This is a genomic window from Vibrio sp. 704 (genome assembly GCF_033339295.1).
Window position 1 is genome coordinate 162,321 of sequence record NZ_JAWOUH010000001.1, and the last position, 26,935, is coordinate 189,255.

General features: G+C 44.9%; 20 protein-coding genes. 9 read left to right on the top strand and 11 right to left on the bottom strand.

Annotation, left to right across the window (positions count from 1 at the left end; translation table 11 throughout):
- Positions 1-3 precede the first annotated feature (3 nt).
- Both R7R24_RS00765 and pepT read left to right on the top strand, forming a co-directional pair.
- Complete coding sequence (locus R7R24_RS00765) at positions 4-867, top strand: DUF6279 family lipoprotein (RefSeq protein WP_149192122.1); 864 nt, start codon at positions 4-6, stop codon at positions 865-867.
- Between the two features lie 170 nt (positions 868-1,037).
- Complete coding sequence (gene pepT / locus R7R24_RS00770; protein WP_042522671.1) at positions 1,038-2,267, top strand: peptidase T; 1,230 nt, start codon at positions 1,038-1,040, stop codon at positions 2,265-2,267.
- Between the two features lie 82 nt (positions 2,268-2,349).
- Here pepT and R7R24_RS00775 read toward each other — a convergent pair whose 3' ends face one another.
- Positions 2,350-2,814, bottom strand: a complete 465-nt coding sequence (locus tag R7R24_RS00775) for a dCMP deaminase family protein (protein WP_005373515.1) — start codon at positions 2,812-2,814, stop codon at positions 2,350-2,352.
- A 419-nt stretch (positions 2,815-3,233) separates the two neighbouring features.
- Here R7R24_RS00775 and vmeY point away from each other — a divergent pair, with 419 nt between their 5' ends.
- Complete coding sequence (gene vmeY, locus R7R24_RS00780) at positions 3,234-4,361, top strand: multidrug efflux RND transporter periplasmic adaptor subunit VmeY (protein ID WP_213883401.1); 1,128 nt, start codon at positions 3,234-3,236, stop codon at positions 4,359-4,361.
- An 8-nt stretch (positions 4,362-4,369) separates the two neighbouring features.
- Positions 4,370-7,522 (top strand): multidrug efflux RND transporter permease subunit VmeZ, encoded by a 3,153-nt coding sequence (vmeZ, locus tag R7R24_RS00785; RefSeq protein ID WP_172563733.1) that lies wholly within the window; start codon positions 4,370-4,372, stop codon positions 7,520-7,522.
- 89 nt (positions 7,523-7,611) lie between these two features.
- Here the strand turns inward: vmeZ and R7R24_RS00790 are convergent, their stop codons facing one another.
- On the bottom strand, positions 7,612-9,381 hold the full coding sequence (locus tag R7R24_RS00790) for a methyl-accepting chemotaxis protein (protein WP_206946576.1): 1,770 nt from the start codon (positions 9,379-9,381) through the stop codon (positions 7,612-7,614).
- A gap of 100 nt (positions 9,382-9,481) precedes the next feature.
- The gene (gene arfB / locus R7R24_RS00795; RefSeq protein ID WP_017635196.1) at positions 9,482-9,895 is read right to left on the bottom strand and encodes an alternative ribosome rescue aminoacyl-tRNA hydrolase ArfB; all 414 of its coding nucleotides are present in this window, start codon (positions 9,893-9,895) and stop codon (positions 9,482-9,484) included.
- A gap of 76 nt (positions 9,896-9,971) precedes the next feature.
- On the opposite strand from arfB, the gene R7R24_RS00800 reads away from it, so the two are divergent.
- Positions 9,972-10,574, top strand: coding sequence for a beta-phosphoglucomutase family hydrolase (locus tag R7R24_RS00800; protein ID WP_017819896.1), 603 nt, complete (start codon positions 9,972-9,974; stop codon positions 10,572-10,574).
- An 88-nt stretch (positions 10,575-10,662) separates the two neighbouring features.
- On the opposite strand, the gene R7R24_RS00805 is transcribed toward R7R24_RS00800, so the two are convergent.
- The gene (locus R7R24_RS00805) at positions 10,663-11,655 is read right to left on the bottom strand and encodes an OmpA family protein (protein ID WP_047101223.1); all 993 of its coding nucleotides are present in this window, start codon (positions 11,653-11,655) and stop codon (positions 10,663-10,665) included.
- Positions 11,656-12,114: 459 nt separating this feature from the next.
- Here R7R24_RS00805 and aroG point away from each other — a divergent pair, with 459 nt between their 5' ends.
- The 3 genes from aroG to R7R24_RS00820 all read left to right on the top strand — a co-directional run bounded on the left by aroG (position 12,115) and on the right by R7R24_RS00820 (position 16,271).
- Positions 12,115-13,167: a 3-deoxy-7-phosphoheptulonate synthase AroG gene (gene aroG / locus R7R24_RS00810; RefSeq protein WP_005389030.1), complete on the top strand. Its 1,053-nt coding sequence runs from the start codon at positions 12,115-12,117 to the stop codon at positions 13,165-13,167.
- 159 nt (positions 13,168-13,326) lie between these two features.
- Positions 13,327-14,499: an MFS transporter gene (locus tag R7R24_RS00815; RefSeq protein ID WP_021035943.1), complete on the top strand. Its 1,173-nt coding sequence runs from the start codon at positions 13,327-13,329 to the stop codon at positions 14,497-14,499.
- 209 nt (positions 14,500-14,708) lie between these two features.
- Positions 14,709-16,271: a methyl-accepting chemotaxis protein gene (locus tag R7R24_RS00820; RefSeq protein WP_206946574.1), complete on the top strand. Its 1,563-nt coding sequence runs from the start codon at positions 14,709-14,711 to the stop codon at positions 16,269-16,271.
- A gap of 141 nt (positions 16,272-16,412) precedes the next feature.
- Here R7R24_RS00820 and tkt read toward each other — a convergent pair whose 3' ends face one another.
- Together tkt and tal are read right to left on the bottom strand one after the other, a co-directional pair.
- Positions 16,413-18,404 (bottom strand): transketolase, encoded by a 1,992-nt coding sequence (gene tkt, locus R7R24_RS00825; protein ID WP_042522667.1) that lies wholly within the window; start codon positions 18,402-18,404, stop codon positions 16,413-16,415.
- Positions 18,405-18,529: 125 nt separating this feature from the next.
- A complete protein-coding gene (gene tal, locus R7R24_RS00830) occupies positions 18,530-19,480 on the bottom strand; it encodes a transaldolase (RefSeq protein WP_005373488.1) in 951 nt (316 codons plus the stop codon).
- A gap of 466 nt (positions 19,481-19,946) precedes the next feature.
- On the opposite strand from tal, the gene R7R24_RS00835 reads away from it, so the two are divergent.
- Positions 19,947-20,948 (top strand): sugar-binding transcriptional regulator, encoded by a 1,002-nt coding sequence (locus R7R24_RS00835; protein ID WP_005387670.1) that lies wholly within the window; start codon positions 19,947-19,949, stop codon positions 20,946-20,948.
- Between the two features lie 165 nt (positions 20,949-21,113).
- Here the strand turns inward: R7R24_RS00835 and R7R24_RS00840 are convergent, their stop codons facing one another.
- The 5 genes from R7R24_RS00840 to moeA form a co-directional block, all read right to left on the bottom strand.
- Positions 21,114-21,944, bottom strand: coding sequence for a sulfurtransferase (locus R7R24_RS00840; protein WP_054577774.1), 831 nt, complete (start codon positions 21,942-21,944; stop codon positions 21,114-21,116).
- Between the two features lie 129 nt (positions 21,945-22,073).
- Positions 22,074-22,568, bottom strand: a complete 495-nt coding sequence (locus R7R24_RS00845; RefSeq protein WP_054577775.1) for a hypothetical protein — start codon at positions 22,566-22,568, stop codon at positions 22,074-22,076.
- A gap of 12 nt (positions 22,569-22,580) precedes the next feature.
- Entirely contained in the window at positions 22,581-24,686 is a 2,106-nt protein-coding gene (locus tag R7R24_RS00850) for an LruC domain-containing protein (protein ID WP_054577776.1), read from the bottom strand.
- Positions 24,687-24,862: 176 nt separating this feature from the next.
- The gene (gene moeB / locus R7R24_RS00855; protein ID WP_054577777.1) at positions 24,863-25,612 is read right to left on the bottom strand and encodes a molybdopterin-synthase adenylyltransferase MoeB; all 750 of its coding nucleotides are present in this window, start codon (positions 25,610-25,612) and stop codon (positions 24,863-24,865) included.
- Positions 25,613-25,621: 9 nt separating this feature from the next.
- Positions 25,622-26,857 (bottom strand): molybdopterin molybdotransferase MoeA, encoded by a 1,236-nt coding sequence (gene moeA / locus R7R24_RS00860; protein WP_054577778.1) that lies wholly within the window; start codon positions 26,855-26,857, stop codon positions 25,622-25,624.
- Positions 26,858-26,935 lie beyond the last annotated feature (78 nt).

The window sequence follows — 26,935 nt, forward strand, 5'->3', positions numbered from 1 at the left end:
TAAGTGACTAAATTAAAGGATGTATCTAATAAGGCGCTTCGTTATGGCCTTCTATTTTGTTTCGTATTTCTGCTTGCCGGTTGTGCGAAAAAGTTTTTATACAGCAATATCGATTGGTTCGTGCTCGATTACTTAGAGGACTATGTCTCGTTGCAAGGGGAACAAGAAGTCCTAGTGGAAGAGCGTTTATTATTGTTGGCAGACTGGCACAAGAAAGAGGAGTTACCATTATATATCGAACATTTAAAAGACCTTGAGAGATTAAAAGCGAGCGATATCACCTTAAATTACTTACAAAAAAATCGAGATAGAATGCGAGCGCATTACGATAGAGTGGTCAGCAAAGCAGCACCAGATCTTTTTGCGTTAAGTTTGCAATTAACGAAAGAGCAAGAACGCGAGTTTTTGAGTAATGTACAAGAACATTATCAAGAGCGAAACGCAAAATATGCCGATAAGACAGAAGACGAAGTGCGTGAAATTATTCTGGATAACACTGAAGAGTGGATGGAAGAATGGCTAGGGAATCTATCAGGAAATCAGCGTCAATTAGCTCAAACATTTTCTCAGCAAGTTATTTTAAACAGCCCTTTATGGAGAGATTATCGAGCCACGGTATATCAAGAGCTCGAATACTTGTTCGACAACAAATCTAATGTTGTGACTTATCAAGATATATTTATGCGACTCTTGTTCGAGCCAGAGAGTTATTATAGTGAGCAGCTTTCTCTGAATATTGACTCTAACTTTGCATTGGTTGATCAACTGACATTAGATGTTTCTCGTTCGATGACCGATAAGCAATGGCGTCATTTTCGTGAAAAGGTTAAAGAGTGGCGAGTACTGGCTGAGGAACTTTTAGATTAAATTCATGCTTCAATGAGCGAAAGCAAAGCGCAAAAGCCTTTCTTATCAAAAAATGATTCAAAGCAAATTCTTATTGAGCTAAGAGCGTAACATAGCGTGAGGTTTGATGAGGCAACGTCAGCTTATCAATGCGTGATAAGGCCTCATCGTACAAAACAATGAGAATAAATATGAAACATTTAGTTGAAAGATTTCTTCGATACGTCACGTTTGATACCCAATCCAATCCACATGTGACGCTTTGCCCAAGTTCACCTGGTCAGCTTGTGTTTGCTGAGTTACTTAAAAAAGAGATGATCGAGCTTGGTTTAAGTGACGTGACTTTGGATAAAAATGGCTACTTGATGGCTAAACTGCCAGCCAATGTTGATTATGAGGTTCCTCCTATCGGCTTCATTGCCCATATGGATACCGCGCCGGATGCATCTGGCAAAAACGTAAAGCCGCAATTCATCGAAGATTACCAGGGTGGCGATATTGCATTAGGGTTGGGGGATGAAGTGTTATCTCCCGTGCAATACCCAGATTTACATCACCTACATGGCCACAATCTTATTACTACCGATGGCACTACATTACTTGGCGCGGATAACAAAGCCGGTATCGCAGAGATTCTTTCCGCGGTAGCTCTGCTACTGGAAAACCCAGACATTCCACACGGCGACATTTGTATCGGTTTTACTCCGGATGAAGAAATCGGTCGTGGTGCAGATTTGTTTAATGTTAAAAAATTTGGCGCGAAATGGGCATACACTATAGATGGTGGCCCGCAAGGTGAGTTGGAATACGAAAACTTTAATGCAGCAAACGCTGATGTAATTTTTCATGGTGTTAGCGTTCATCCAGGTACTGCAAAAGGCAAAATGGTCAATGCGATGAACTTGGCTGCGAAATTTCAAGTTCAAATGCCCCAAGATCAAACTCCGGAAACAACCGAAGGTTACGAAGGGTTCTTCCATCTAAAATCGGCAGAAATGGGCGTTGCACGAAGCGAGCTAGGTTACATTATTAGAGACTTTGACCGTCAAAGACTTGAGGATCGAAAAGCCTTTATGCAGAAACTCGTCGATGAAATGAACACGGGTTTACGCCATGGTTCTGTAGAGCTAAAAATAAAAGACAGCTATTACAATATGAGAGAAATGGTTGAGCCTTACCCTCATATCATTGAGCTGGCAAAGCAAGCGATGGAAGCGTGTGATGTGGAACCGATTATAAAACCTATTCGTGGTGGTACAGATGGTGCTCGTTTATCTTTTATGGGTTTGCCGTGCCCGAATATCTTCACCGGCGGTTTTAACTTCCACGGAATTCATGAGTTTATTTCTGTTGAAATGATGGAAAAATCAGTACTCGTTATCGTCAAAATTGCTGAGCTTACAGCGAAAAAACACAGTTAAAAGACTACGTCGAGACCTTTTGCAGATTTAATAACAAAATAGCCCAGATCTTCCTGGGCTATTTAAATATTAAGATGGAATACTAGCGCACGTCTTTGTCTTCAATTTCAATGTCTTCTAGTGGTAACCAGTCGACTTTCACACCCGCTTGATCGAACATATCTTGACTGACTTGGATTTTATCTCCCCAGCGAGATAAAAAGTCTTCAGACTGCTCAGGGCAGTGTACGTGTGAGATCCCTGTTTGAATGATCTTTGCCGCGCAGTTAGGGCAAGGAAAATGCGTTACCCAAATATCACATCCGTCTAAGTCACGTTTTGAGAACAAAATTGCGTTCTCTTCCGCGTGCAGTGTTTTAAGGTATTTCAACTCGCGCTCATCGGTGTCGACACTGTCAGAAACACCATGCGGATAGCCATTAAATCCAACAGATACAATGCGATTCTGTTTAGTAATAACGGCACCGACTTGTGTTGATGGGTCCTTACTCCAAGATGCCACTAGTTCTGCCATCTGGTAAAAGCGTTTCGCCCATTTAGAAATCATAGTCATCCTCTCTGTCGAAGGCGTTGAATTAATTGAATGATAACCCATTTATATTAAAAAAATAGTCAAAATCGGGGTCTTGAGTATGAAGGCGTCACTTTTTACCTTTTTAGCCATAAAACGTTCTTATCTTGAGCACTGAATCTCACTTTACGCCCGAATACAATACTCCCGTTAGTGTTTCCAAACTCAAATTAAAACTCGCGATCTCCTAAGGCGTATATTAAATAGTTATGATTGAGTTGTATGTATATTGCTCATTGAATACCACTGTTAACTAAATTACTTTATTTTCCTTTTGTTTCTCATGTTTACATTTAGAAACACCTTGGGCGCTTTTCAGTGAAGTTTTCAGTGGCAGCAAGGAGTAAGGTTGATAGGAATTCAACAATATCCTGTTCTATAAAGACGGTAAATACATGCAAAAGAAACCACTTGTCGCACTAATGGCGGCTACAGCAATCCTCGCTGGATGCGGGGAAGCTAATAATGCCCAAACGAAAGGTCAAGCGCCTCTCGTAGTGACTCAGGATGTCACGGTTATCGACTACCAACCGAGCAAGTCTTATATCGGTCGCATTGAAGCAGTAGAAGATACCAATATTACCGCGCAGATTTCTGGCTACTTAAAAGCTCGTCACTTTGAAGAGGGGCAAATGGTAGAAAAAGGGCAGCTCCTTTACTCTATCGAGCCATCTTCTTTTGAAGCCCAAGTCGCGAGTGCTAAAGCCGCACTTGAACAAGCTAAAGCGGCGCTAAAAAAAGCCGAATTAGATCATACTCGAGGTAAAAACTTGTTGCCTCGCGGTAGTATCTCTCAATCTGAGTTTGATGCTTTAACAGCGGCACTTCTTGGTGCGAGAGCAGAGCTAGAAGCGGCAAATGCTCAACTTAAACTTGCTGAAGTTAACCTTTCCTATACTCAAATCCGAGCACCTTTTAGCGGACGTATTAGTGATACCAAAGTGAGTACGGGTGATCTGGTTTCTCCATCATCTGGCGTGCTGACGACATTGGTGAGCTTAGACCCAGTGCATACTTCATTTAGTGTGAGTGAGCGCGAGCGTTTAGCCATGGGTATGGATCAAGTCAAAGGCGACGGCTCAGCAGAATCAAACCGCGTTGAAGTTCAGCTTGAGCTGGAAAATGGTCAGTTTTTTGAGCATCTGGGTAAGCTCGATTTCTTAGGTAATCGTATTGACACCAAAACGGGTACGATTGCAATGCGTGCGCTAGTGCCAAACCCAGAGCAGAAGTTACTTCCGGGTCAGCACATCAAAGTGAACTTAAGAGATAAGAATACGAAGGACGTTATTGTTATTCCACGACGTGCCGTTCAGACTGACTTAGAAGGTGACTTTGTGATGGTGATGGCTGAGGGAAATGTCGCAGAGCGTCGTAACGTAGAGCTTGGCCCTCAGGTTGAACAAGGTATTATCATTCGAGAAGGGCTCGATCAGGAAGATACAGTTATTACACAAGGCCTACAACGTGTGCGTAATGGTGTAGAAGTGCGCCTTCAAGCACCTGCTGAAGATAAGCAGTAGGGGGCACTATGTTAAGTCGTTTCTTTATTCAGAGACCTAAATTCGCGCTGGTTATTTCGATCATATTAACGCTAGCCGGCGCGATCTCACTGGCGATTTTGCCAGTGGCGGAGTACCCACAGATAAGTCCGCCATCAGTCAGCGTTTCGGCATACTACACCGGTGCGAGTGCGGAAGTTGTCGAGCAGGCCATTGCTGACCCCATAGAGACCTCAGTCAACGGCGTTGAGGATATGATATACATGTCTTCAAAGAGCGCGAACGATGGCTCTTACAGCCTAAACGTCACGTTTGATGTCGGCACCGATCCAGATATGGCGCAAGTTAACGTGCAAAACCGCGTGTCACAGATTGAGTCAAAACTGCCTCAAGAAGTTCGCATGGTTGGTGTGACGGTGAAAAAGCGTTCACCTGACTTGCTGATGGTACTTAACTTCTATTCACCTGATGGCAAATACGATGATCAGTTCTTGATTAACTACATTAACTTGAATGTAAAAGATCAGTTGGCTCGTGCGAAAGGTATCAGTGAAGTTAACGTGATTGGTGGTGGCGAATACGCAATGCGTGTTTGGTTAGATCCTGAAAAAATGGCCAACCTTAAGCTAACCACGTCAGACGTATACGCCGCTTTGGCTGAACAGAACGTTCAAGTTGCGGCAGGGCGTGTAGGTGCAGCACCATACAACAATCCGCAAGAAGTTCAGTTTAACCTTGTGACCAAAGGTCGCTTGGAAAGCGTGAATGAGTTTGAGAACGTAGTCCTTCGAGCTAATCCCAATGGCTCTACGGTTTATCTGAAAGATGTTGCTCGCGTTGAACTAGGCAAAAAGTTCTACGATGGTAACGGTAAGTTCCGTGGCCAGGACGCGTCAATCGTTGCGTTGTCTCTTCAATCGGATGCGAATGCGTTAGAAAGTGGTCAGGCCGTCATGGAGCTCCTTGAAGGCTTGAGCAAAAACTTCCCAGAGGGAATGGAATACGAGACCAGCTACGATACAACCGTGTTCGTATCTGAATCGATCAAAGGGGTAGTAAAAACACTGATTGAAGCGATTCTATTGGTGATTGCTGTAACTTACTTGTTCTTGGGTAGTGCGCGTGCAACGTTGATTCCTGTTGTCGCGATCCCCGTTTCTCTGATTGGTACGTTTGCCATCATGCAGGCAACGGGCTTCACCATTAATACGGTTACTTTGTTTGGCTTGATCCTTGCGATTGGTATCGTGGTGGACGATGCGATTCTGGTTATCGAAAACGTCGATACTACCATGGCGAAAGACCCAACCATCTCACCGCGTAAAGCGACGTTGCTAGCTATGAAAGAAGTAACGGGCCCAATCATCACGTCGACCTTGGTTCTACTTGCGGTATTCATACCCGTCGCCATGCTGCCAGGTATCACCGGTATCATGTATCGCCAGTTCGCTTTGACCATCTGTATTTCGGTTGTGATTTCATCCATCAATGCATTGACGCTGTCTCCAGCACTTTGTTCTCTGGTATTGAAGCAGGGTGGGGGCAATACCGCTAACTGGTTCCAGGCTTTCAACCGAGGCTTAGAGCGCATCACTACGCGTTATGGCCAGATCGCTGGTTTCTTGGTGAAGAAGTCTTTACTGCTCGTGACGTTCTTTATAGTTGCTATCGCAGCGGTCACTTTCTTTGCGAAAACTACCTCTACAGCGTTTGTTCCTCAAGAAGATAAAGGCATTTTGCTGGTTAACGTACAGCTACCAGATTCAGCCTCTTTATCACGTACTGAAGAAGTCACCAATGATTTAATGAAAATGATCGGTGAAGAACCTGGTGTGGATGGTGTGACGGTTGCGAACGGTTACTCGTTTATGACAGGCGCAGCAGCATCAAACGGTGCTTCTGTATTTATCAAATTGCATGACTGGGATACTCGTAACTCGCTGCAAGGAGAGCACTCTGCTAATGCTATCGCGGCACGTATTAATGGGCGAGCGGCGACAGAGTTACCTCAAGCGGTTGTTTTTGCGATGGGACCACCGGCGGTTCCTGGTATGGGCGCTGCGTCTGGTTTTGAGTTTGTGCTTGAAGACACGCTAGGTCGAAGTCGTACCGATTTGTCGATGGTCATGGGAGAAATGATCCAAACGGCTAACCAAGCGCCTGAAATTGCCTACACGTTTAGCACGTTCCGCGCGAATGTTCCGCACTACTACGTTGATATCGATCGTGAGAAAGCGCAGCAATTAGGTATTTCGCTGTCGTCTATTTTCCAAACCTTGCAAGGCAACTTAGGTTCGCTTTATGTGAATGACTTCACCATGTTTGGTAAGAACTTCCGCGTAACCATGCAAGCTGATAGCCAGCACCGTAGCAGCATGGAAGATCTAGAGCGTTTCCATGTTCGTTCTTCGAACGGTGATATGGTTCCGTTAAGTACGCTAGTTAGCTACGAGCAAGTGTTTGAGCCTGATGTGGCGTGGCGTTACAACATGTACCGCAGTGCTATCATTCAAGGCCAACCAGCTCCGGGTTACTCTAGTGGTGATGCGATTGCAGCAATGGAACGCGTTGCTGCTGAAGTTCTTCCGCAAGGGTACACGTATGAATGGACAGGTATGGCTTATCAGGAAGTGCTCGCGGGTAACCAAGCCATTTATGCGTTTGCGCTGGCTTTGATCTTCATTTACTTGTTTATGGTGGCTCAGTATGAGAGTTGGAGTATTCCACTGGCTATTATTTTGGTGGTCCCAGTAGCAACGTTAGGTTCCTTCCTTGCGTTGAATCTAACTGGCACGCCGCTTAACTTGTATGCCCAAATTGGTCTTGTCTTGCTCATAGCCTTGGCGGCGAAAAACGCAATTTTGATTGTGGAGTTCGCCAAGCAAGAGCGAGAAGAAAAAGATGCTGATATCGATAGTGCAGCGGTTAAAGGAGGCACTTTACGTTTCCGCGCTGTGAATATGACATCTTGGTCATTTATTTTGGGTATCTTCCCGCTTATCTTTGCCGCTGGCGCGGGGCACGTGAGTCAAAACTCACTCGGCGTGTCGCTGATTGGTGGTCTATTGTGTGTGCTTCTAGCAGGTACATTCTTGATCCCAGGCTTCTACGCTCTGGTGCAAAGACAGCGTGAGAAAGTTCATGGTGGCAACACCAAGCTGGTTCCTCTTGATGATGAATAATCACATCCGAAGTGCGCAGTAAGCACGAAGTGACAATTGAAAAAAGCCCGAAGCAATGATTGCCTCGGGCTTTCTATTTTGAAAAAGGGTTATTTTAGCGCAGTTTTGAATTGTGCAACGGCTTCATCCATATCATGAGCTTGAGCAGAGACAGAGTTCACTTCATGCAAGCATTCCTGAGCGGATTGCATGTTATTCTCAGATATTGCGTTTAGCTCGGTGATTGAACCGCTAACTTGGTTCATAACGATACCTTGTTCTTCAATTGCTGAAGCTATGCGCTCCGAATTACCTTGAATTGAATGCATGTCAGTGATGATCTGCTGTAGGCTAGAATCCAGTTTTTCAGAAGCATTAAGTGTTTGTTGCCCTTGATCGTTACATTGATCAATATCAGCAACAACTGTAGACATTTGAGTTTGAATATCTGCAACGACCCGCGTGATTTCCTCAGTGGATTGATGAGTTCGGCTAGCTAGGGCACGTACTTCATCGGCGACAACTGCAAACCCGCGGCCTTGTTCGCCTGCTCGCGCGGCTTCAATTGCTGCGTTGAGAGCTAGTAGGTTGGTTTGCTCTGCTATTTCTTGGATTATGTTCACGGCACCACCAATTTTATCTACATGCTGATTCAGCGAGCCAATCGACTGCTGGCTGTTTGATAAAATCGTGGTTAGTTGACCGATGTTGGTTACCGTCGCCTCAACAACTCCTCGACCTTGTTCGGCATTATTCGCTGCCTGATGTACGCCTTCTACCGCAACTGATGTGCTTTCAGAGATTTCACCTATTGTGGCAACCATTTGCTGAACTGCCGTCGCCATTGATGCTGTGTGGTCAGTTTGCGTGTGGAATTGCTCCATAACGCCTTCTAACTCACGATGCATATTATCGGTACTTGCAGTGAGTTGCGCCGATTTTTCTTGGGTACTACTAATTAGATGCTCAAGCTTATCCAATAGGTCATTGAGGTGATGACTGATATCAAATAGCTCGTCTTGACCTTTCAAATCAGATCGAAGTCCCATGTTGTTCGTTTCGCTGATACTTCGAATGGTGCCAAGTAAGCTATTCACTCGCGTGTTGATTGAACGTGAAATTTGCCAAATCAATGCGAAAATAACGACTAAGATCAGAGCTGTAATGACTTGCTTGATGGTCGACATTTGTTCATCACGTTGTGCGGCAGCAGAGCTAAGGGCTGTGGAAAAGGTTTCAAATTGCTCTTCTACGGCATGAGATAATGCGCGAGTTTCACCGAGTAGGCCTTTGTCATAAGCAACCCCAACAACTTGCTTTTGGGCCGCCAATTGCTTACCTGTTTTGATAAGCTCAGGAGCATATTGCCCCTCAAGCAAGTCACTATTGAATAGTCCTGCTTTTACCGCAGAGTCAAAACGGACTAATGCCAATAACTGCTGGTGGTCTGAACGTTGTTTTGCTTCTAATAGTGCTTGTTCGTAACCAGCGAGAAGCCCACTCTTTGAATCAAGCCCGTATCGTTGGTAAGCGCTGACCAGATTCTGAAAGCCCCTTTGGTATGCGAGCAAGTCTTGCTTAAATTGTTGACTGGAAGGTAATTCATTACTCTTGAGTATGTTCGCAAGCTCTTTTTCTGTGCCTATAAACTTGTCAACATTGGCGTCAAACTTATTTAGATATTTGTCATTACTACGTAGTAGGAAATCTTTTTCATTTCTGCGTAAGTTGAGTAAGCGTATTTCTAGATCACCAACGAGTGTGATGGCGTGATTTAGATCATTGCTCTTATTTTCAAAATGGGATGACGTACCCAAAAGGGCCACGATGCCTAAAATGGCGATAACTCCGAGGAAGTAGAGTTTTTGCCTAATAGTCATATTGTTGTTTCCTGAATAAGTAACTAAAAAGAGAAATCCAATGAGATTTCCAAGGGCTAGCAAACGTTGTTCAACTAACATGTCGAGAAAACGACATGCACTAATACAGCACTTTTTTACGTTGCTGTTTTTTCGCTCCGTGCTTGTTTTTTGTATCAAGTCGTCGGCGTTGAGAAGCGCGGGTTGGTTTCGTTTTAATACGCTTCTTCTCCTGTAAAGCGGCAGCTTTTATTAATGCTTGAAGCCGATTTAGGGCGTCTTCCTTATTTTGTTCTTGTGTCCGAAATTGTTGCGCTTTGATGATGATCACGCCATCTTTACTTATACGACTATCAGAAAGTGCAAGTAATCGCTCTTTGTAAAAGTCAGGTAAGCTTGAATGCCGGATATCAAAGCGCAGGTGTATAGCGGACGCTACCTTGTTAACGTTCTGGCCACCATTTCCTTGAGCTCTAATTGGGGATAATTGAATTTCCCACTCTTGAATTGTGACGGAGTTCGAAATTTTGAGCATGATAAGTAAATGCCGGTAAGGACGATTGAAAGAGTTGATAAATTAACATTACAGATGCACAAATAGAAGAAAAGACATGAGCACGATTGATTTTAGACCCTATGAGGGATTCATATTTGATATGGATGGTACTCTAATCGATACCATGCCAGCCCACTTGGCAGCTTGGCAAGCAACTGCTGAGCGTTTTGATTTTCCGTTTTGCCAGGAATGGTTTCACAGTTTGGGAGGGATGCCGAGCTTTAAAATTGTTGAGGAACTAAATCGTGTGCATGAGCTTTCGTTAGATCCTAAAACTGTCGCGACATTTAAAATGGAAACATTCGCTGCTATGGAGCTTCATGGTGACGTTATTCCTTGCACGAACATCGTGTTAGAGGAATATTTAGGCCATAAGAAAATTGCAGTCGGGACTGGCAGTCAACGAGAAAGTGCCATGCGCTTATTAAGTCATGCAGGTTTATTAGACAAGTTGGATGTTGTAGTAACCGCGAGTGATGTAGAGAACCATAAACCCTTTCCAGATACCTTTTTGGTGGCCGCGGAACAACTCGACTTGGAGGCGTCACAGTGTCTTGTGTTCGAGGATACTGAGTTGGGGAAGCGAGCGGCGCATGCAGCTGGTATGGATTGCGTTATGGTGCAAGATAATGAGTTGATCTTTTTCCCAAAACCATAGTGGCAATATCCCTTAATATGAGATCAAAATGGGGTGCAAATGCACCCCATTAATTTTTACCACATCATCGATCATGAATCATAGATGCTTATTCTGGTTGAACTAGCTCTTGGTATTCAAATGAAGGTACCACAACTTCTACGCGACGGTTTTTCTCACGACCTTCGCGAGTGCTGTTGTCAGCAACTGGGTTTTCTTCACCCATACCTTTAACTGTCAAACGATCTGAACCAATGCCAGCTGCGGTTAGGTAATCAGCAACAGATTGAGCACGACGCTCAGACAGTTTTTGGTTGTATGCCGCAGGGCCTGAGCTATCCGTGTAACCAGTAATCTCTACTTGAGCTTGAGGATATTCGTTCAAGAATGAAACAAAGTTGTCCAGACGTTCAGAAACGGACTCTGTTAACTTAGCACTATCGAATTCAAACGTACCTGTACCGTACTCTTCTTTGTGCACCTTGCTCATCATCACTGGTTCTGGATCTGGCTCGATCACTTCTTCCGTTACAACTGCTGCAACAACTGGAGCTGCTGCGAATTTGTAGTTAACACCGATACCAAAGAAGTTAGCATCCATGTCGTCCCACACGTCGTCAGACATGTCTTGGTAACGTTGGTATTCAGCGCGAACACTCCAGTTTCTATCGATCGAGTATTCAGCACCCAAAGAACCTGTTGGGACAAAGTCTGTTTCGTCATCAGACATCATGTAAGCACCACCGATCTTAGCAAACAGATTCCAAGAGTCGTTTAAGTGCCAGTTGAATTTAGGTGCAAGTGTTAAAGCCGTTAGATTGCCGTCAATCGTATTAATCGTATTAGCCCCTGACATCGAGTTAGCTTTGTAGTCGCCTAAGAAGTCTACGCCGTACTCTAGCCCGATGATATCGGTAAAGTCATAACCGATATGTAGTCCTGCACCGAACGCTTCATCATCACAAGGGCTATTTAGATAGCAAGCGTCGTCAAGTGTAGTCATGCCCACTTTGCCCCCGATGTACATTTCAGCTTGAGCAGAGTTTAAAAGCGCGCTACTACCAGCTACCACTGCTGCTACTGCAATTGCTACTTTGTTCATAATGTTTCCTTGTATTGATTGCATATTAACTTCTACTTCGTTTTATCAAAAAATTAGAAAAAACCAGTGTTTATAAGAAATTAGTTTAATATTCTAATCATTTCATATCAAGCAACAATATATTTGAACTTGATCAACATTTACTACCCCAAAATACCTCACAAACTTCTGATATTTCTTACATTGTAGTAAAGATTTTTTGGTGCATAAGAAAATTGATGATTATTTTGAACTTTTTTTCGTAAACTTTACTTTACATTGTGCGCGGTGATTAACAGGTGGTTTTTATTTGCATTTATTTGCAAAAACTGATTGCAAGTCTACGCCTAAGCCGATAAGTTACTTAAACGCTAGACAGAAAATGACCACAGCCCTTGATGCTGCTCGCTTTGTGAACAATGTTGCAATGAGTTCAGTTGGTAAAAATGGGGTCGGAAATAAAACCAGGAAGTAGAAGTAATGTTTCAAACTGATGATGTAAGAATAAATAGAGTAAAAGAGTTATTGCCACCTGTTGCAGTATTAGAGAAGTTCCCAGCGACTGAAACCGCTTCTTCGACCACTTTTGATTGCCGTAACGCCATTCACAATATTCTTGAAGGAAAAGACGATCGATTACTCGTGATCGTTGGCCCGTGTTCTATTCACGATCCGGCTGCCGCGGTTGAGTACGGTAAAAAGCTAAAAGTACTACGTGATGAACTGGGCGAGCAGCTTGAGGTTGTTATGCGAGTTTATTTTGAAAAGCCGCGTACAACCGTTGGTTGGAAAGGCCTTATCAATGACCCTTACTTAAACGACACCTATAAGCTAAATGATGGTCTACGTATCGGACGTAAACTTCTTCTTGATCTAACCGATATGGGCTTGCCAACGGCAAGTGAATTCTTAGATATGATCACACCTCAGTACGTGGCGGATTTGATCAGTTGGGGCGCTATCGGTGCTCGTACGACAGAATCTCAGGTTCACCGCGAGCTAGCTTCTGGTCTTTCTTGTCCTGTAGGTTTCAAAAACGGTACAGACGGGAATATTAAAATAGCGAGCGACGCGATTCGTTCTGCAAGCGCTTCCCATCACTTCCTTTCAGTAACAAAATACGGTCATTCCGCGATCGTAGAAACCGCTGGTAATCCAGACTGCCATATTATTCTACGTGGCGGTAAAGAACCAAACTACAGTGCAGCACATGTAGCTCAAATTAAAGATGAGCTGGACACCGCAGGTCTGCCGAAAAAAGTGATGATTGATTTTAGCCATGCTAACAGCTCGAAGCAGTTCAAGCGTCAAATGCTGGTGTCTGATGATGTATCCGAGCAAATCTCTGGTGGCGAAGAAGCCATTTTTGGAGTGATGATCGAGTCTCATTTAGTTGAAGGTCGCCAAGACTTAGTGGATGGTAAAGCAGCCACTTATGGTCAGTCGATTACTGATGCATGTATTGGTTGGGAAGATACGGAAACGGTACTTCGTCAGCTTTCTGATGCAGTAAAAGCGCGCCGCAACAAGTAAGCTCAACAGAAAAACTTTTTAAAAGCGAAAAGTGAATAGTGAAGAGCCAGAGGTACTATGCCTCTGGCTCTTTTTGTTGAGAATTACTCTCATATCTTTCTATTGCTTCTGCTTTCCTATATGTTATCTGTATACGTTGTAACCAAAAGGAATTTGGAATTGAATCGTAATGTATGGCTTCTATCCCTCTGCCAAGCCTTATTAATGACAGGGAATATTTTACTCATATCTGTTATTGCCCTTATTGGCAAAACACTTGCGCCGTCATCAAGTTTTATCACATTACCAGTTGCACTGCAGTTTTTGGGACTGATGGCCGCGACAATTCCTGCGTCGCTAATTATGGGCAAGTTAGGGCGTCGCCTTGGTTTTAGCCTTGGTAATGTCATTGGCATTTTGGGTGCTAGTCTAGCGACGTATGCATTAAGTCAACAAAACTTCTATCTGTTCTGCATGTCTACGTTTTTGCTTGGTGTTGGTATAGGTTTCGGTACTCTATACAGGTTTGCTGCCATTGAAGTGTGTGAAGAGTCGGCAAGGCATAGGGCGATTTCGATATCTATGGCGGGTGGGGTGTTAGCGGCGATCCTTGGGCCTAATCTGGCCGTGTACTCGCAGCAGTGGTCAGATGATGGCTTATACATTAGTGCATTTGCTGTGCTTGTCGTGCTTTATATAACCGCGTTGGTTGTGCTACAAACCATTCGTTTTCCACCTGCACACACGCAGGCGCTACACGCTAAGGCGGATAAGCTGAGACTGATTATTCGTCGACCTAATTTCATGCTGGCAGTTATCGCGGCAATGGTTGCGTACGCGGTGATGAACATTTTAATGACAGCAACTCCTTTAGCGATGATTGGTTGTGGCTTTGATTTTGATAAAGCGGCGGGAGTGATCGAATGGCACGTGTTGGGTATGTTTGCACCTGCGTTTGTCACGGGCCGTCTGATAGAGCGGTTTGGCGCTAAGAATATGATTTTGGCGGGTGGATTGCTATTTGTTGCTTGTATTGGAATTAATATACATGGAGTGTCTATCTGGCATTTTAGTCTTGCTTTAATCCTGTTAGGAATAGGGTGGAACTTTATGTTTATCGCAGCAACCGGGCTGTTTAGTCAAAGTTATGAAGCGAAAAACAGAAGCAAGGCTCAAGCGTTTAATGAATTCTTCGTGTTCAGTTGTGTCACCATCACCGCATTACTATCTGGTTGGCTTGAGTCTACCGTAGGTTGGCAGAATCTTAATTTGTATGTTCTTCCATTTGTGTTACTCGTTATCGCGATGTTTGCGTTAAAAACGAATAAAAAGCCAGAATCACAAACCGCTTAATTGAGGCTTAATATATAACCCGGCCGATCGTGTCGGGTTTGTTTATTAGCTCAAATCAACAATCTCTTCTTTATGTTTTTATCGATAATGTGAATTCCCACAATAAAAATGTCGATTTGATAAGACTTTTTATCTAACTTTTTGTAATAAAAATAAAAATCCTGTATATATCTTGCCGAAAATCAATAAAAACTAAAGAAGTTTCGTCTATGTCAGCCAATATTTCTCATAAAGCTCAAGAAACTCTCGTGAGGGAGTCTGAGGAACTCGTCTCAACAACGAACTTACAAGGTGTTATTACATATTGTAATGAAGCCTTTTGCCGCGTTGCTGAATACACTCACGAAGAACTTGTCGGTCAGAACCATAATATAGTTCGTCATAAAGATATGCCTAAAGCCGCTTTCGGTGATATGTGGGCACGCCTTAAACAAGGTAAAGCCTGGCGTGGAATGGTTAAGAATGCCACTAAGTCTGGCGGTTACTATTGGGTTGATGCTTATGTCACCCCTATCTACGAAGACAACCATGTTGTTGGGTATCAATCAGTGCGCGTGAAACCAAAGCGAGAGTGGGTTGATATTGCGACAAAAGCCTACAAAAGCATGCGTGCTGCAGAGAAGTCTGATCGAACTTGGTCGTTGAAAATCAATGAAACCATTCGCTATGCGATTCTACTTGGTGCACTAACCGCACCTGCAACCGCATATGCGTTGTCTGTTGAAGGGCCGTTGGCTTGGCTTGCAAGTGCGTTACCTGCAAGTGTTCTGGCTCTGTTATTCCGCCAAGAGTTAATTGATACACCTCAGCAACTTAAAAAGTTACAAAAGCAATATGACAGCGTAAGTCGCTTGATCTATTCCGGTAACACGGCATTTTCGATTGCCGATTTCCATATCAAAATGCTATCCGCAAGAATTCGAACCGTGTTAGGAAGAATGACTGACTCCGCATTGCCTTTGCAGCATTGCGCCGAAGAGCTCAGTCAAACAACGGCAGAAGTCTCGGCTGCATTAAATCAGCAAAATACCGATATTCATCGTGTGCGAGATGCTACCCAAGAGGTGGAGTTGTCGGCAAATTCGGTTTCTTCGAGTACCAATGATGCCCATATGTTGATTGATGATACATTGAAGTCATGCTTGATGGCGAAGGAGACCATCGATCAAACGCACACCAATCTAGCGCAATTAAGTCTTCAAGCTGAAAAAGCGACGGAAACGACGTATCAACTGAGTGATCAGGCGCAGAAGGTGAACCATTTGATGGAAGAGATTGGTGGAATCGCAGAGCAAACCAATTTACTGGCACTTAACGCGGCGATTGAAGCTGCAAGGGCTGGGGAGCAAGGTCGTGGTTTTGCTGTTGTTGCTGATGAGGTCCGCGCGCTTTCTGGGCGTACATCCAATGCAACTGAACAAATCCAAGCTTCTATCTCAACTATGTTGACAACGATTCAAAGTTGGCAGAAAGATATTCTGGCAAACAAAGAGCAAACCGATGCCTGTTCTCAAGTAGCAGAACAAAGCGCGTTGCGTTTGTCTGAAGTTGAACAGATGATGCAAACCATGAGTGGGCTGATGGTTGATGTAGCAGAAGCTGCGAATAACCAGTTAAAGCTATCTAGTGATGTAAACCAGCACATTCATTCTATCGCTTCGACCGCAGAACAAAACTTGGCAGCAACACATTCAGTTGAGCAAAATAGCCGACAGTTGAAAGACCAAGTACAAGATTTCTATCAGCTCGCACTTCGATTTGAAGACAAATAGTCGTAACGAAAGTTGTGATGTTTATGTCCTGGCTGCGTTTATACGAATAGGAGCCAGATAAAAGAAAGCCCCGCCATTGCTGGTGGGGCTTTTCAGTTTTCACATTCGCAATAGAGAAAACTGACTATCTTTTTACTGCAATTACGCGAGTAGCTCTTTTGCTGTGTTCACTACGTTTTCAGTCGTGAAGCCAAACATTTTGAATAGTTCGCCAGCTGGTGCAGATTCACCGAATGAAGTCATACCGATGATGCGACCGTCGAAGCCTACGTACTTGTACCAGAAGTCAGCAATACCTGCTTCAATTGCGATACGTGCTGTTACGTCTGATGGCAGTACAGCTTCACGGTAAGCGGCGTCTTGTTTGTCGAATGCGTCTGTTGATGGCATTGAAACAACGCGTACTTTCTTACCTTCAGCAGTTAGCTGTGCTGCTGCTTCTACTGCTAGTTCAACTTCAGAACCTGTTGCGATAAGGATTAGCTCTGGCTTGCCTTCGCAATCTTTCAGAATGTAAGCACCTTTCGCGATGTCTGCTACTTGTTCTGCTGTGCGCTCTTGTTGCGCAAGGTTTTGACGAGAGAAGATAAGTGCTGTCGGTGCATCTTTACGTTCAATCGCTAGTTTCCAAGCTACAGCGGACTCAACTTGGTCACATGGACGCCATGTGCTCATGTTTGGTGTTAGGCGTAGCGATGCCATTTGCTCAACTGGTTGGTGAGTTGGACCATCTTCGCCAAGACCGATAGAGTCATGCGTGTACACTTGGATGTTCTGAATTTTCATCAGCGCAGCCATACGCATTGCGTTACGTGCGTACTCCATGAACATTAGGAATGTTGCGCCGTAAGGAACGAAACCACCATGTAGCGCGATACCGTTCATGATCGCTGTCATACCGAATTCACGTACGCCGTAGTGGATGTAGTTACCAGAGAAGTCGCTTGCTTCTAGAGACTTAGAACCAGACCACATGGTTAGGTTAGAAGGTGCTAGGTCAGCAGAGCCACCCATGAACTCTGGTAGTAGAGCACCAAATGCTTCTAGAGCATTTTGAGACGCTTTACGTGATGCAATGTTTGCTGGGTTAGCTTGAAGATCAGCAATGATTTGGCTTGCTTTCTCTTCCCACTGTGCAGGAAGCTCACCGTTTACGCGGCGTTTAAATTCAGCTGCCAGCTCAGGGTACGCTGCTTCATAAGCTGCAAATTTCTCGTTCCACGCTGCTTCCTTAGCTGCGCCTGTTTCTTTCGCTGACCATTCTGCGTAGACTTCTTGCGGAATTTCAAAAGGACCGTGCTCCCAACCTAGTTCTTTGCGTGTTGCTGCGATTTCTTCTGCACCTAGTGGCGCACCGTGACAATCGTGTGAACCAGATTTGTTTGGTGAACCAAAACCGATGATAGTCTTAGTACAGATAAGTGTAGGACGTGGATCCGCTTTCGCCGCTTCAATTGCTGCGTTGATTGCGTCAGCATCGTGACCATCGACTGCAGGGATTACGTGCCAACCGTAAGCTTCGAAACGCTTAGGTGTGTCGTCAGAGAACCAACCTTCAACGTGACCGTCGATAGAGATGCCGTTGTCATCCCAGAATGCGATCAGCTTGCCTAGACCAAGAGTACCTGCAAGAGAGCATGCCTCGTGCGAAATACCTTCCATCAGACAGCCGTCGCCCATGAACACGTAAGTGAAGTGGTCAACGATGTCGTGGCCTTCTTTGTTGAATTGCGCTGCTAGCGCTTTTTCAGCTAGAGCCATACCAACCGCGTTAGTGATGCCTTGACCTAGCGGACCCGTTGTGGTCTCGATACCTGGCGCGTAACCATACTCTGGGTGACCAGGAGTTTTAGAGTGAAGCTGACGGAAGTTTTTCAGATCGTCGATAGACAACTCGTAACCTGCAAGGTGCAGTAGAGAGTAAATCAGCATTGAGCCATGGCCGTTAGACAGTACGAAACGGTCGCGGTCTGCCCACTCAGGGTTTGATGGGTTGTGGTTTAGATGAGAGCGCCAAAGAACTTCAGCGATGTCAGCCATACCCATAGGTGCACCTGGGTGACCAGAGTTAGCTTGTTGAACACCATCCATGCTTAGCGCACGGATTGCATTTGCTAGATGTTTACGATCCATAGTGATTACTTCTCGATATTTGATTTAAATAGAGGGAACTCGCCGAAACAAGTTCAAATAGAATTTTTTGAAAATAGTGCTGATGGTAAAAGCGAGTAGACGGGCTACTCGCTTTTGGTAAGCAATTAAAGCTTAGCTTCGATCATCGCTTCTAGTTTGCCTTGGTCAACGGCGAAGTTGCGGATACCTTCAGCCAGCTTCTCAACAGCCATTGGGTCTTGGTTATGTTCCCATAGGAACTCTGCGTGAGTCATTGGTGCTGGACGCTCAGCTGCGCCTTTAGAATCAACTAGTTTCTCAACTACTTCACCCTCAGCTGCTTCTAGTTCTGCAAGTAGAGCAGGAGCGATAGTTAGACGGTCACAACCAGCTAGTTCTAAGATCTCACCGATGTTACGGAAGCTTGCGCCCATAACTACAGTTTTGTAGCCGTATTCTTTGTAGTAGTTGTAGATCTTAGTTACAGATAGTACGCCTGGATCTTCTTGAGCTTCGAAGTCACGGCCTTCTTTCGCTTTGTACCAGTCCATGATACGACCAACGAATGGCGAGATTAGGAATACACCCGCTTCTGCACAAGCACGTGCTTGAGCGAACGAGAATAGAAGCGTTAGGTTACAGTTGATGCCTTCTTTTTCTAGGATCTCAGCTGCGCGAATGCCTTCCCAAGTTGAAGCCAGTTTGATAAGGATACGGTCGTTAGTGATGCCAGCATCGTTGTACATTTTCACTAGTTGACGAGCTTTCGCTACGCTGCCTTCCATATCGTAAGATAGACGAGCGTCTACTTCTGTAGAGATACGACCTGGGATAGTTTTTAGGATTTCTTTACCGATGTTTACTGCAAGCATGTCACAAGTATCTTGAACTTGTTGAGCTTTGTCGTTGCTCTGTGCTTTAGCGTATTCGATTGAAGCATCGATTAGAGGTGCGTACTCTGCGATTTGAGCGGCTTTAAGGATAAGAGAAGGGTTAGTTGTTGCGTCTTCTGGCTGATACTTTTTAATTGCATCAATTTCGCCAGTGTCTGCTACTACAGTCGTTAGTTTACGAAGTTGCTCTAACTTGTTGCTCATAATCGATCATCCTATTTAAATGGGCTTAAGCGTGATTTTTGTTATCACAGCTTGTGCATTTGCAAGCGAGTTAGCTAACCGTCTCATCGCATTTAATGAGACATCTGCTCAGCCAACTACGGAAAATTTCGTTACCGAACAAATGCTATGAACATTTGATCGATAGCTGAGTAAATGATGTGTCCATATTTATCCTATCTATGCTGAAAGTCAATCGCTGAAATGGACTTATAGTGAACTTCATCAACGTTTTTTTACTGTGTGTTTAGTGGTTAACCCAAATAAACGTTTGCCCTTATTGTTCAAAGCTTGAGCGTTGTACGCTAGGGTAAAAAATTGTAGTGAGAAAATGTTATTGCGATGAGCAAATGTAGCGTTTAAATTGATAAAGAACATATGCTAAGTCAATGAGCATATGCTCACTTATTGCATACAATATCGATCCTCTTAAAGGGCGAGAGAAACCATGAGCAGTTCTAATCAAGATATTTCCATTGAAAACACGGATTTGTTGACAGAGATTTCCGTCGCGTATTATCAAGACGGTGCGACTCAGGAAGAGATATCGAGAAAATTTGCCATATCACGCGCAAAGGTTGGGCGAATGCTCAAGCAGGCGCGTGATGAAGGCATTGTTGAAATTACCGTTAAATACCATCCGGTGTTCAGCGCCAAGATCGAACAACGTTTGATCGAGCGATTCGGCGTTAAGCGCGCGCTTGTTGCTCTTGATCAACCGAATGAAGAAGCGCAACGACTACAGGTCTCGGGATTGGTGTCCAATTATCTCACTAGCACGCTCAAAAACGGCATGGTGGTGACGGTCGGACAAGGGCGCAACGTGTCGTCTGTCGCTCACCATATTGGTGTTATTACGCCGCGTGATTGTAAATTTGTGTGTGGCATTGGTGGTATTCATCCGCGTGGCGGTATGTATAACGCCGACCATATTTGTCGTCAGTTGGCGAAGAAATATGGGGGGACCTCTGAAACCCTTTATGCGCCGGCTTACGCAGAAAACAGAGAACAGAAGTTGGCCTTTATGCAAAATGCAACCGTGAAACAAACGCTCGACCTAGCACGTAAAGCCGATGTCGCTTTGGTTGGTATTGGTGACATGAGCGAAAACAGTTACATGGTCGACTTAGGTTGGTTTACGCCTGATGAAGTGGTTCAGTCGAGACTTCAACAAGGTGTGGTAGGGGATTTTGCAGGTTATGACTTCTTTGATATTCACGGTAATGTAGCGAACACGGTAATGAGTGACCGAGTAATTGGACTTGGTATTGAAGAGTTTCGGCCGATCTCGGAAGTCATTGCGATCGCAGCAGAGAACAGCAAGCCGCTCGCTCTACTCGGAGCATTAAGAACTGGAGCGATAGACGTGATCGCCACGAGCGTTAGCAACGCATTAACCGTGCTCAACTTAGATGAGCAGATGCACGGCAACGCGACATCTGAACGCTAATGGAAATAGTAGGCTTTTGATGTAGTCAGGCTATGAGGGGTGACAAATCACTCATAGCCAGTTTCTATTTCGAAATGACAAGTTTGGTTTAGAAGCTGCGTTTAGTTTATTGGAACACATCATCTTTAGATAAACGTAAGATACTTTGTTAAACAGACACTTGTCTTAACACTCGATAGGTAGAGAGTGGTCTGCACCCCATTCGGTCCAAGAACCGTCGTACACCGACAGGTTGTCCAGACCAATTTGATACGCCGCGAGTAATAAAATGCATGCGGTTACACCGGAACCGCAACTAAAAATAATCGAATTGTCACTATCTATCGTTAGTGCGCTAAATATCTGTTGCAACTCTGAGTTTGGTTTAATGTGACCGTTGGTCAAGAGTTCTTGAAACGGTAAGCAAACCGAATTTGGAATGTGACCACTACGTAGACCTTCTCGTGGCTCAGGCACTTCACCAAGGAATCGTGCTTTGGCTCTGGCATCGATGATGTTGGCACTTTTATTGGTTGAATGAGCAAGAACATCTTGTGCACTCAAAAAGGCATTTTGGTTGAGCTTACCTGCAAAGTTACCTTCTTCGCTTGGTTGCGATAGGGTACTTTCAACAGGGAATCCGGCTTCAACCCAAGCGGGAAGGCCGCCGTTTAAGACTCGAACATTATCATGTCCCATAGCTTTGAACATCCACCAAGCTCTTGGCGCGGCTAAAGTGCCAGAGTTGTCGTAAACCACAATCAAATCTTCGTTGTTCAAACCGAGTTGTTGCGCACTTTGGTTGAAGCCTTCTTCTGTTGGCATCATATGCGGCAGGGAAGAACCGGGTAAGCAAAAGTCATTGTCGTAATCGAAGCGTAAAGTATTTGGAATCCACTTATCTTGAATCTTTTTGCCTTCAGAAGGGATTTGAAACGCAATACTAGCGTCGAGGAGCTTGACGTTAGGTTGGCCGAGAAGGCTATTGAGTTCATCAGTACTAATCAGTGCTTGCATTGTCTTTAGTTTGCTAGGTGGATAATCTTACTGTTTTACAACAAAAAAATCGCATGTTCAAAAGAACGATGCGATTTTTAAGTTAAAGATTGAAGATTTGTTCTGAAAGACAGCTTTCGATTTACCCAGTTACATGGTCCAAGTGCTGTCTCCTGAAGTAATGACTTTCTGAATTGGGTCACTGCCGTCATAGAACCAAATTTCAACAAGTAGGCTACCTTGGCTATCAGAAACATTAAAGTCGACATTTGCTGTACCATTGTTGAGTGGAACCGATGCGACTTTGCTTGGGTATTTTGCATCGTAGTTACCTGAACTGTTCTCGACGAACTCTTTGTACACGCTTAGGTGCGCTCGTTGAGAAGAGAAACCACTGATGTCTACATTGAGCGTACCTTCCGTCACTGGGTTGTAGCTAAAGCCATCCGGTACTACTAGGTCCTGCATGGTTGCATCTTCTACAGTTACGGTAGTCTCTTCTACGGTTGTTTCTTCCTGTTGGGTAGTGTCTTCCTCTACAACGGTCGTTTGAGCTGGTGGAGGTGGTGTACTGTTACCACCACCGCCGCCACCGCCACAAGCTGATAGTGCTAATCCCATGATGATTGTGATAAGTGCTTTCATAATGTTATCTCCCTATGGAATGTAGCATTTGTTAGGTGTTGGAGCGGTGTGCCAATCTGTGCTTAGTTCGCCACCAGACTCAGCCCAAGTTTGGAATTGAGGGTATGCATCGACCATGTCTACACGCTCTAGCGGCCAATCCCAATCCTCTACTATCAACAGTGCCCAAGGTAAGTTGTTTGCTGTTTTGAAGTACACTCCTTGTGCAGGGTCACTGGCATCGACGCCGACACCGAAGAGGTTTTGGTCATCAAACTGTTCTGTTGGTGCTTGGTCTGCTAAGTGAACTTCCCATTTACGACCTGGTTGGAAGGTAATCCCGTCGCCATGGTAAGTCCCCGGCGTTGCGAAGATGAACGGGTCGTATGGCATGGCTTGAATGGCTGAACGGTCAGAGCCTTCGGTGAAGTACACATTCAAGGTAAAGGTGAGTGAAACGTTATCATCACAGCCAGACTCGGTACGGAAGTAGCTACAGCTGCTAGCCGCGTGTGTGCTTAAGTCTTCACTGATGATGAAAATTGCTTCATCAGAAATACTTTCCAAACCATTAGATGCTTGTTCTACACCATTGAAGGATAGCGTTGTTAATCCGTTTTCAATCGAGCTTCTCAATACACCCGGTAGTCGGATTGCGAAGCCATTTTTGTAACTTGCGCCGTAGGCCGCTAGGTCACCTGTAATCTGGATATTCTCAACATGACCAGCAAGACTGGTTTCAGTGATGCGGAATTTCACGACCACATCGTTCATGTCGTAGTCTGCGGTGTATGGCCAGTTATCTTCGTAAGCCACGGTGGCGTAATCTTCTGCACTCGGGAAATACTCCACTGAGTAACCATTACCAGTGATGGTAATTGGGTAATCTTCCACCTCACCAGACGTCGAACCACCATCGTAGTTTAATCCGGTTTGTTGGCTAAAGCGGAATCGGCTCCAGCTAGACCCTTCCGTTGCAGCGGTTGAAACTACAAACGGTAGGGGATTATTACCCGCAGACAGTAATTCGTCAGTAAAGACTTGTTCGCCTTCATCATCAAAGTCACCATCGCGGTTCCAGTCAAACCATGCTGATAGGTAGCCAGAAGTGGAAGCCGTCACATTCACAATTGAACTTAAGCCTGGGTCAAGTGCGGATACAAAACCAACACCATCTTCATCAGCTGTGCCAACAGAGTTGTCGTTTGCTTGACCGTCGGCATCACCATCTGGAGCGACTGAACCAAGCCAAGTTACACCGTCCACCTCATGGCGAGGACCGTTTGACGCAAGCGTGGTGTGGTAGCTGTCTGGAGCATCACCAAAATCAATTGGCTCGTCTTCGTCAATCACTGGAGCATTTGCACAACGTGCTCCATCATTTTGGCTTGAGCTTGGACCGTTGGATACAAACTCAACCGCAGGAACGATACCTGCTGCGATATTGGCTGCGTTACCTTCCGAAAGGTCAACACGATAGATTTTGCCGTCTTGGTTGCGTGACACGTAGTAGTTGCCGTTTACATCGAAGTAGCCAGCACCAAATGTGCCTAGCTCGCCAGTGTCACCTATCGCAGTCGTATTACCATTCGATGGGTTGAACTGGTATAGCACTCCAGAGTTATTGTCGATGCCGTAAAGGGAGCCGTCGCCTGGGTGGAATGCAAAGTCGGTTAGATTCACCGTCGCTGTTGAGCTGATTTTCACGATGCTCAATGTCGCATTTGGATCAGAATCGAGCGGAGAAAGGTCAATGGAGAAAAGTCCTTTGCCTTTGCGGTACAAGTAGTAGACGTGGTTGTAAACGTCACCTACGTAAAACGTGTGGTCGGTAGGAAGACCCGAAACATCAAGTGTCTCTGCTTGGAAGTCTTGACCAAGACGAACAATCTTTTTGTTTGTGGTGTCGTAGCCGTAGATATAACGGTCAGTGAAGTTAAAGCCTACACCGTTGATGCCCGAAGCCAAACCTGTGTCGTCCTCTAAAAGAGTCGTAGAGCCTGTAACCAAATTGACGCCATAGATTTGAACCGGGGTTGATTGGAACAGGTATGCTTGGCTTGGGCACGTATCAAATGGCGCCGCTTGTGCGTAAGCGCTCGCTATTAGAGACCCAAGTAGTAGTGATGTCCTTTTCATAATTCGCCCTCTCATTGGTTCGTGATATATGCAATGAAAGGAATGTGCCAACTTTTAAGTTGTTGAATTTTATTGATTTAATATTTGTAAGAAGAGGGGTTTTAAATCTGATTGTCAAAATGAGAAAAAAGCCCAACATCGAGTTGGGCTTTTTGGGAATGATTAGAGGTTTAGAACTAACTACAAACCGGACAGGTTGGCATTTTCATCAGATTCATTTCTCGCCAAGACATGCTGAGCGCGTCCAAAATCAGAATTTTGCCTTTCTTTGGTTGGCCGTAATCAGCAATCACTTTGATCGCTTCCATAGCTTGTACTGCGCCAACAATACCCACAACAGGCGCCATGACTCCGGCTTCGACACAACTTAACGCACCGCTGCCGAAGAGGGCACTTAAGCACTGGTAACATGGTTGTGCTGGATCATCGTAAGTAAACACACTCACTTGGCCCTCCATACGAATGGCCGCGCCTGAAATTAGCGGTGTTTTAGTCGCAAAACATAGGCGGTTAAGTTGATTGCGCGTATCGACGTTATCTGATGCATCGACAACAATAGTGTGTTGCTTAATCAGGCTCTCTAACGCGGTATCATCAAGACGTTTTGCGATGGTATCTACGACAATGTGCGGATTAAGTTCACGTAGTGCATTGGCCGCCGAGTCTACCTTCTTACGACCAATATCCGCATCGTGGTGCAGCACTTGGCGCTGAAGGTTAGACAACTCGACGATATCATCATCAATCAGCGTGATTTTACCGACACCAGCAGTCGCCAAATATTGGCTTGATGCGCAGCCTAAACCGCCAGCACCAAGCATCAATACCGATGCTTGTTTGAGTGCTTCTTGTCCTTCAAAGTCAAACTGACGAAGAATGATCTGGCGGTTGTAACGCAACATTTCCTGATCGGAAAGAATATCCACAACGTCTTCCTAGTAAAGGGTTGAGTTGAATAGTTGAATCTGAACCGTTTCGCCCACTTCAACTCGGCCGCGTTCACGTTCCAATACAACAAAACAGTTCGCTAGGCTCATTGAGCGGAATGCACCAGAGCTTTGGTTACCGGTTGTTTCAACGACAAACTTGCCATCTTCCAATGTATAGATACCACGTTGGTAATCGGTACGACCTGGCGCTTTCTTAAAGGCGGTTTTGGTTGTTGCTGGAATAGATTCGGGTGCTTTCCATTCTGTATGGCCTGCAAGTTTTGCCAGCATTGGTTGAACAAGCACGTACGTAGTAAGAACTGCAGAAACAGGGTTACCCGGCAGCCCACAGAACCAAGCTGTACTTAGCTTACCAAATGCGAAAGGTTTACCCGGCTTGATTGCTAACTTCCAGAAACCGATTTCACCAAGCTCTTCAAGAATGTCTTTGGTGTAATCCGCTTCGCCCACACTAACACCGCCTGAGGTCACAACCACATCTGCCAATGTTTGTGCTTGTTCAAAGGTTGCTTTCAGAGTCTCTGGGCAATCTGGAATGATACCAAGATCAACGGCTTCACAACCGAAGTTCTCGATAAGTGGTTTAATACCGTAACGGTTGCTGTCGTAGATCTGACCTTCGTCTAGCGGTTCGCCCAGTGGTTTAAGTTCATCACCAGTAGAGAAGAAAGCAACTTTTGGCTTACGTACTACTGTCACATGGCTAACACCAAGCGACGCAATCATCGGAATATCGCGAGGTGTCAAACGTGCACCTTTTGCCAGTACGATGTCGCCTTGTTTGATGTCGTCACCTGTTGGGCGGATGTTGTTTTGTGGCTTCACGTCGGTTTGGTTGAACTGAATGCCAGCATCTGTTACTTCAGTGTTTTCTTGCATGATAACGGCATCACAACCCTGTGGGATTTTTGCGCCAGTCATGATGCGAACACAGGTACCTTGAGGCCATTCACCTTCAAAAGGTTGTCCTGCAAATGATTTACCTGCCAGAGGCAATACAGAAGATGACTCAAGATCTTGAATGCGAATAGCGTAGCCATCCATTGCTGAGTTGTCGAATGGCGGTACGTGGATAGGAGACAAGATATCTTTTGCCAGTACAAAACCGAGTGCTTCAGCAAGTGGAAGAGAAAGCGTTGTTTGGATAGGTTTGATTCGCGATAACATTTTGTCCATCGCTTCTTCAATTGGCATCAAGCCAGGTGCGTCGCAGCAGCCCATTGAGAAAATCCTGTGTTCTTTTGTTTTGTGGCAACTTTACCATAAAAGGGGACTGAGTAAGAATGTCCACCTATAAAA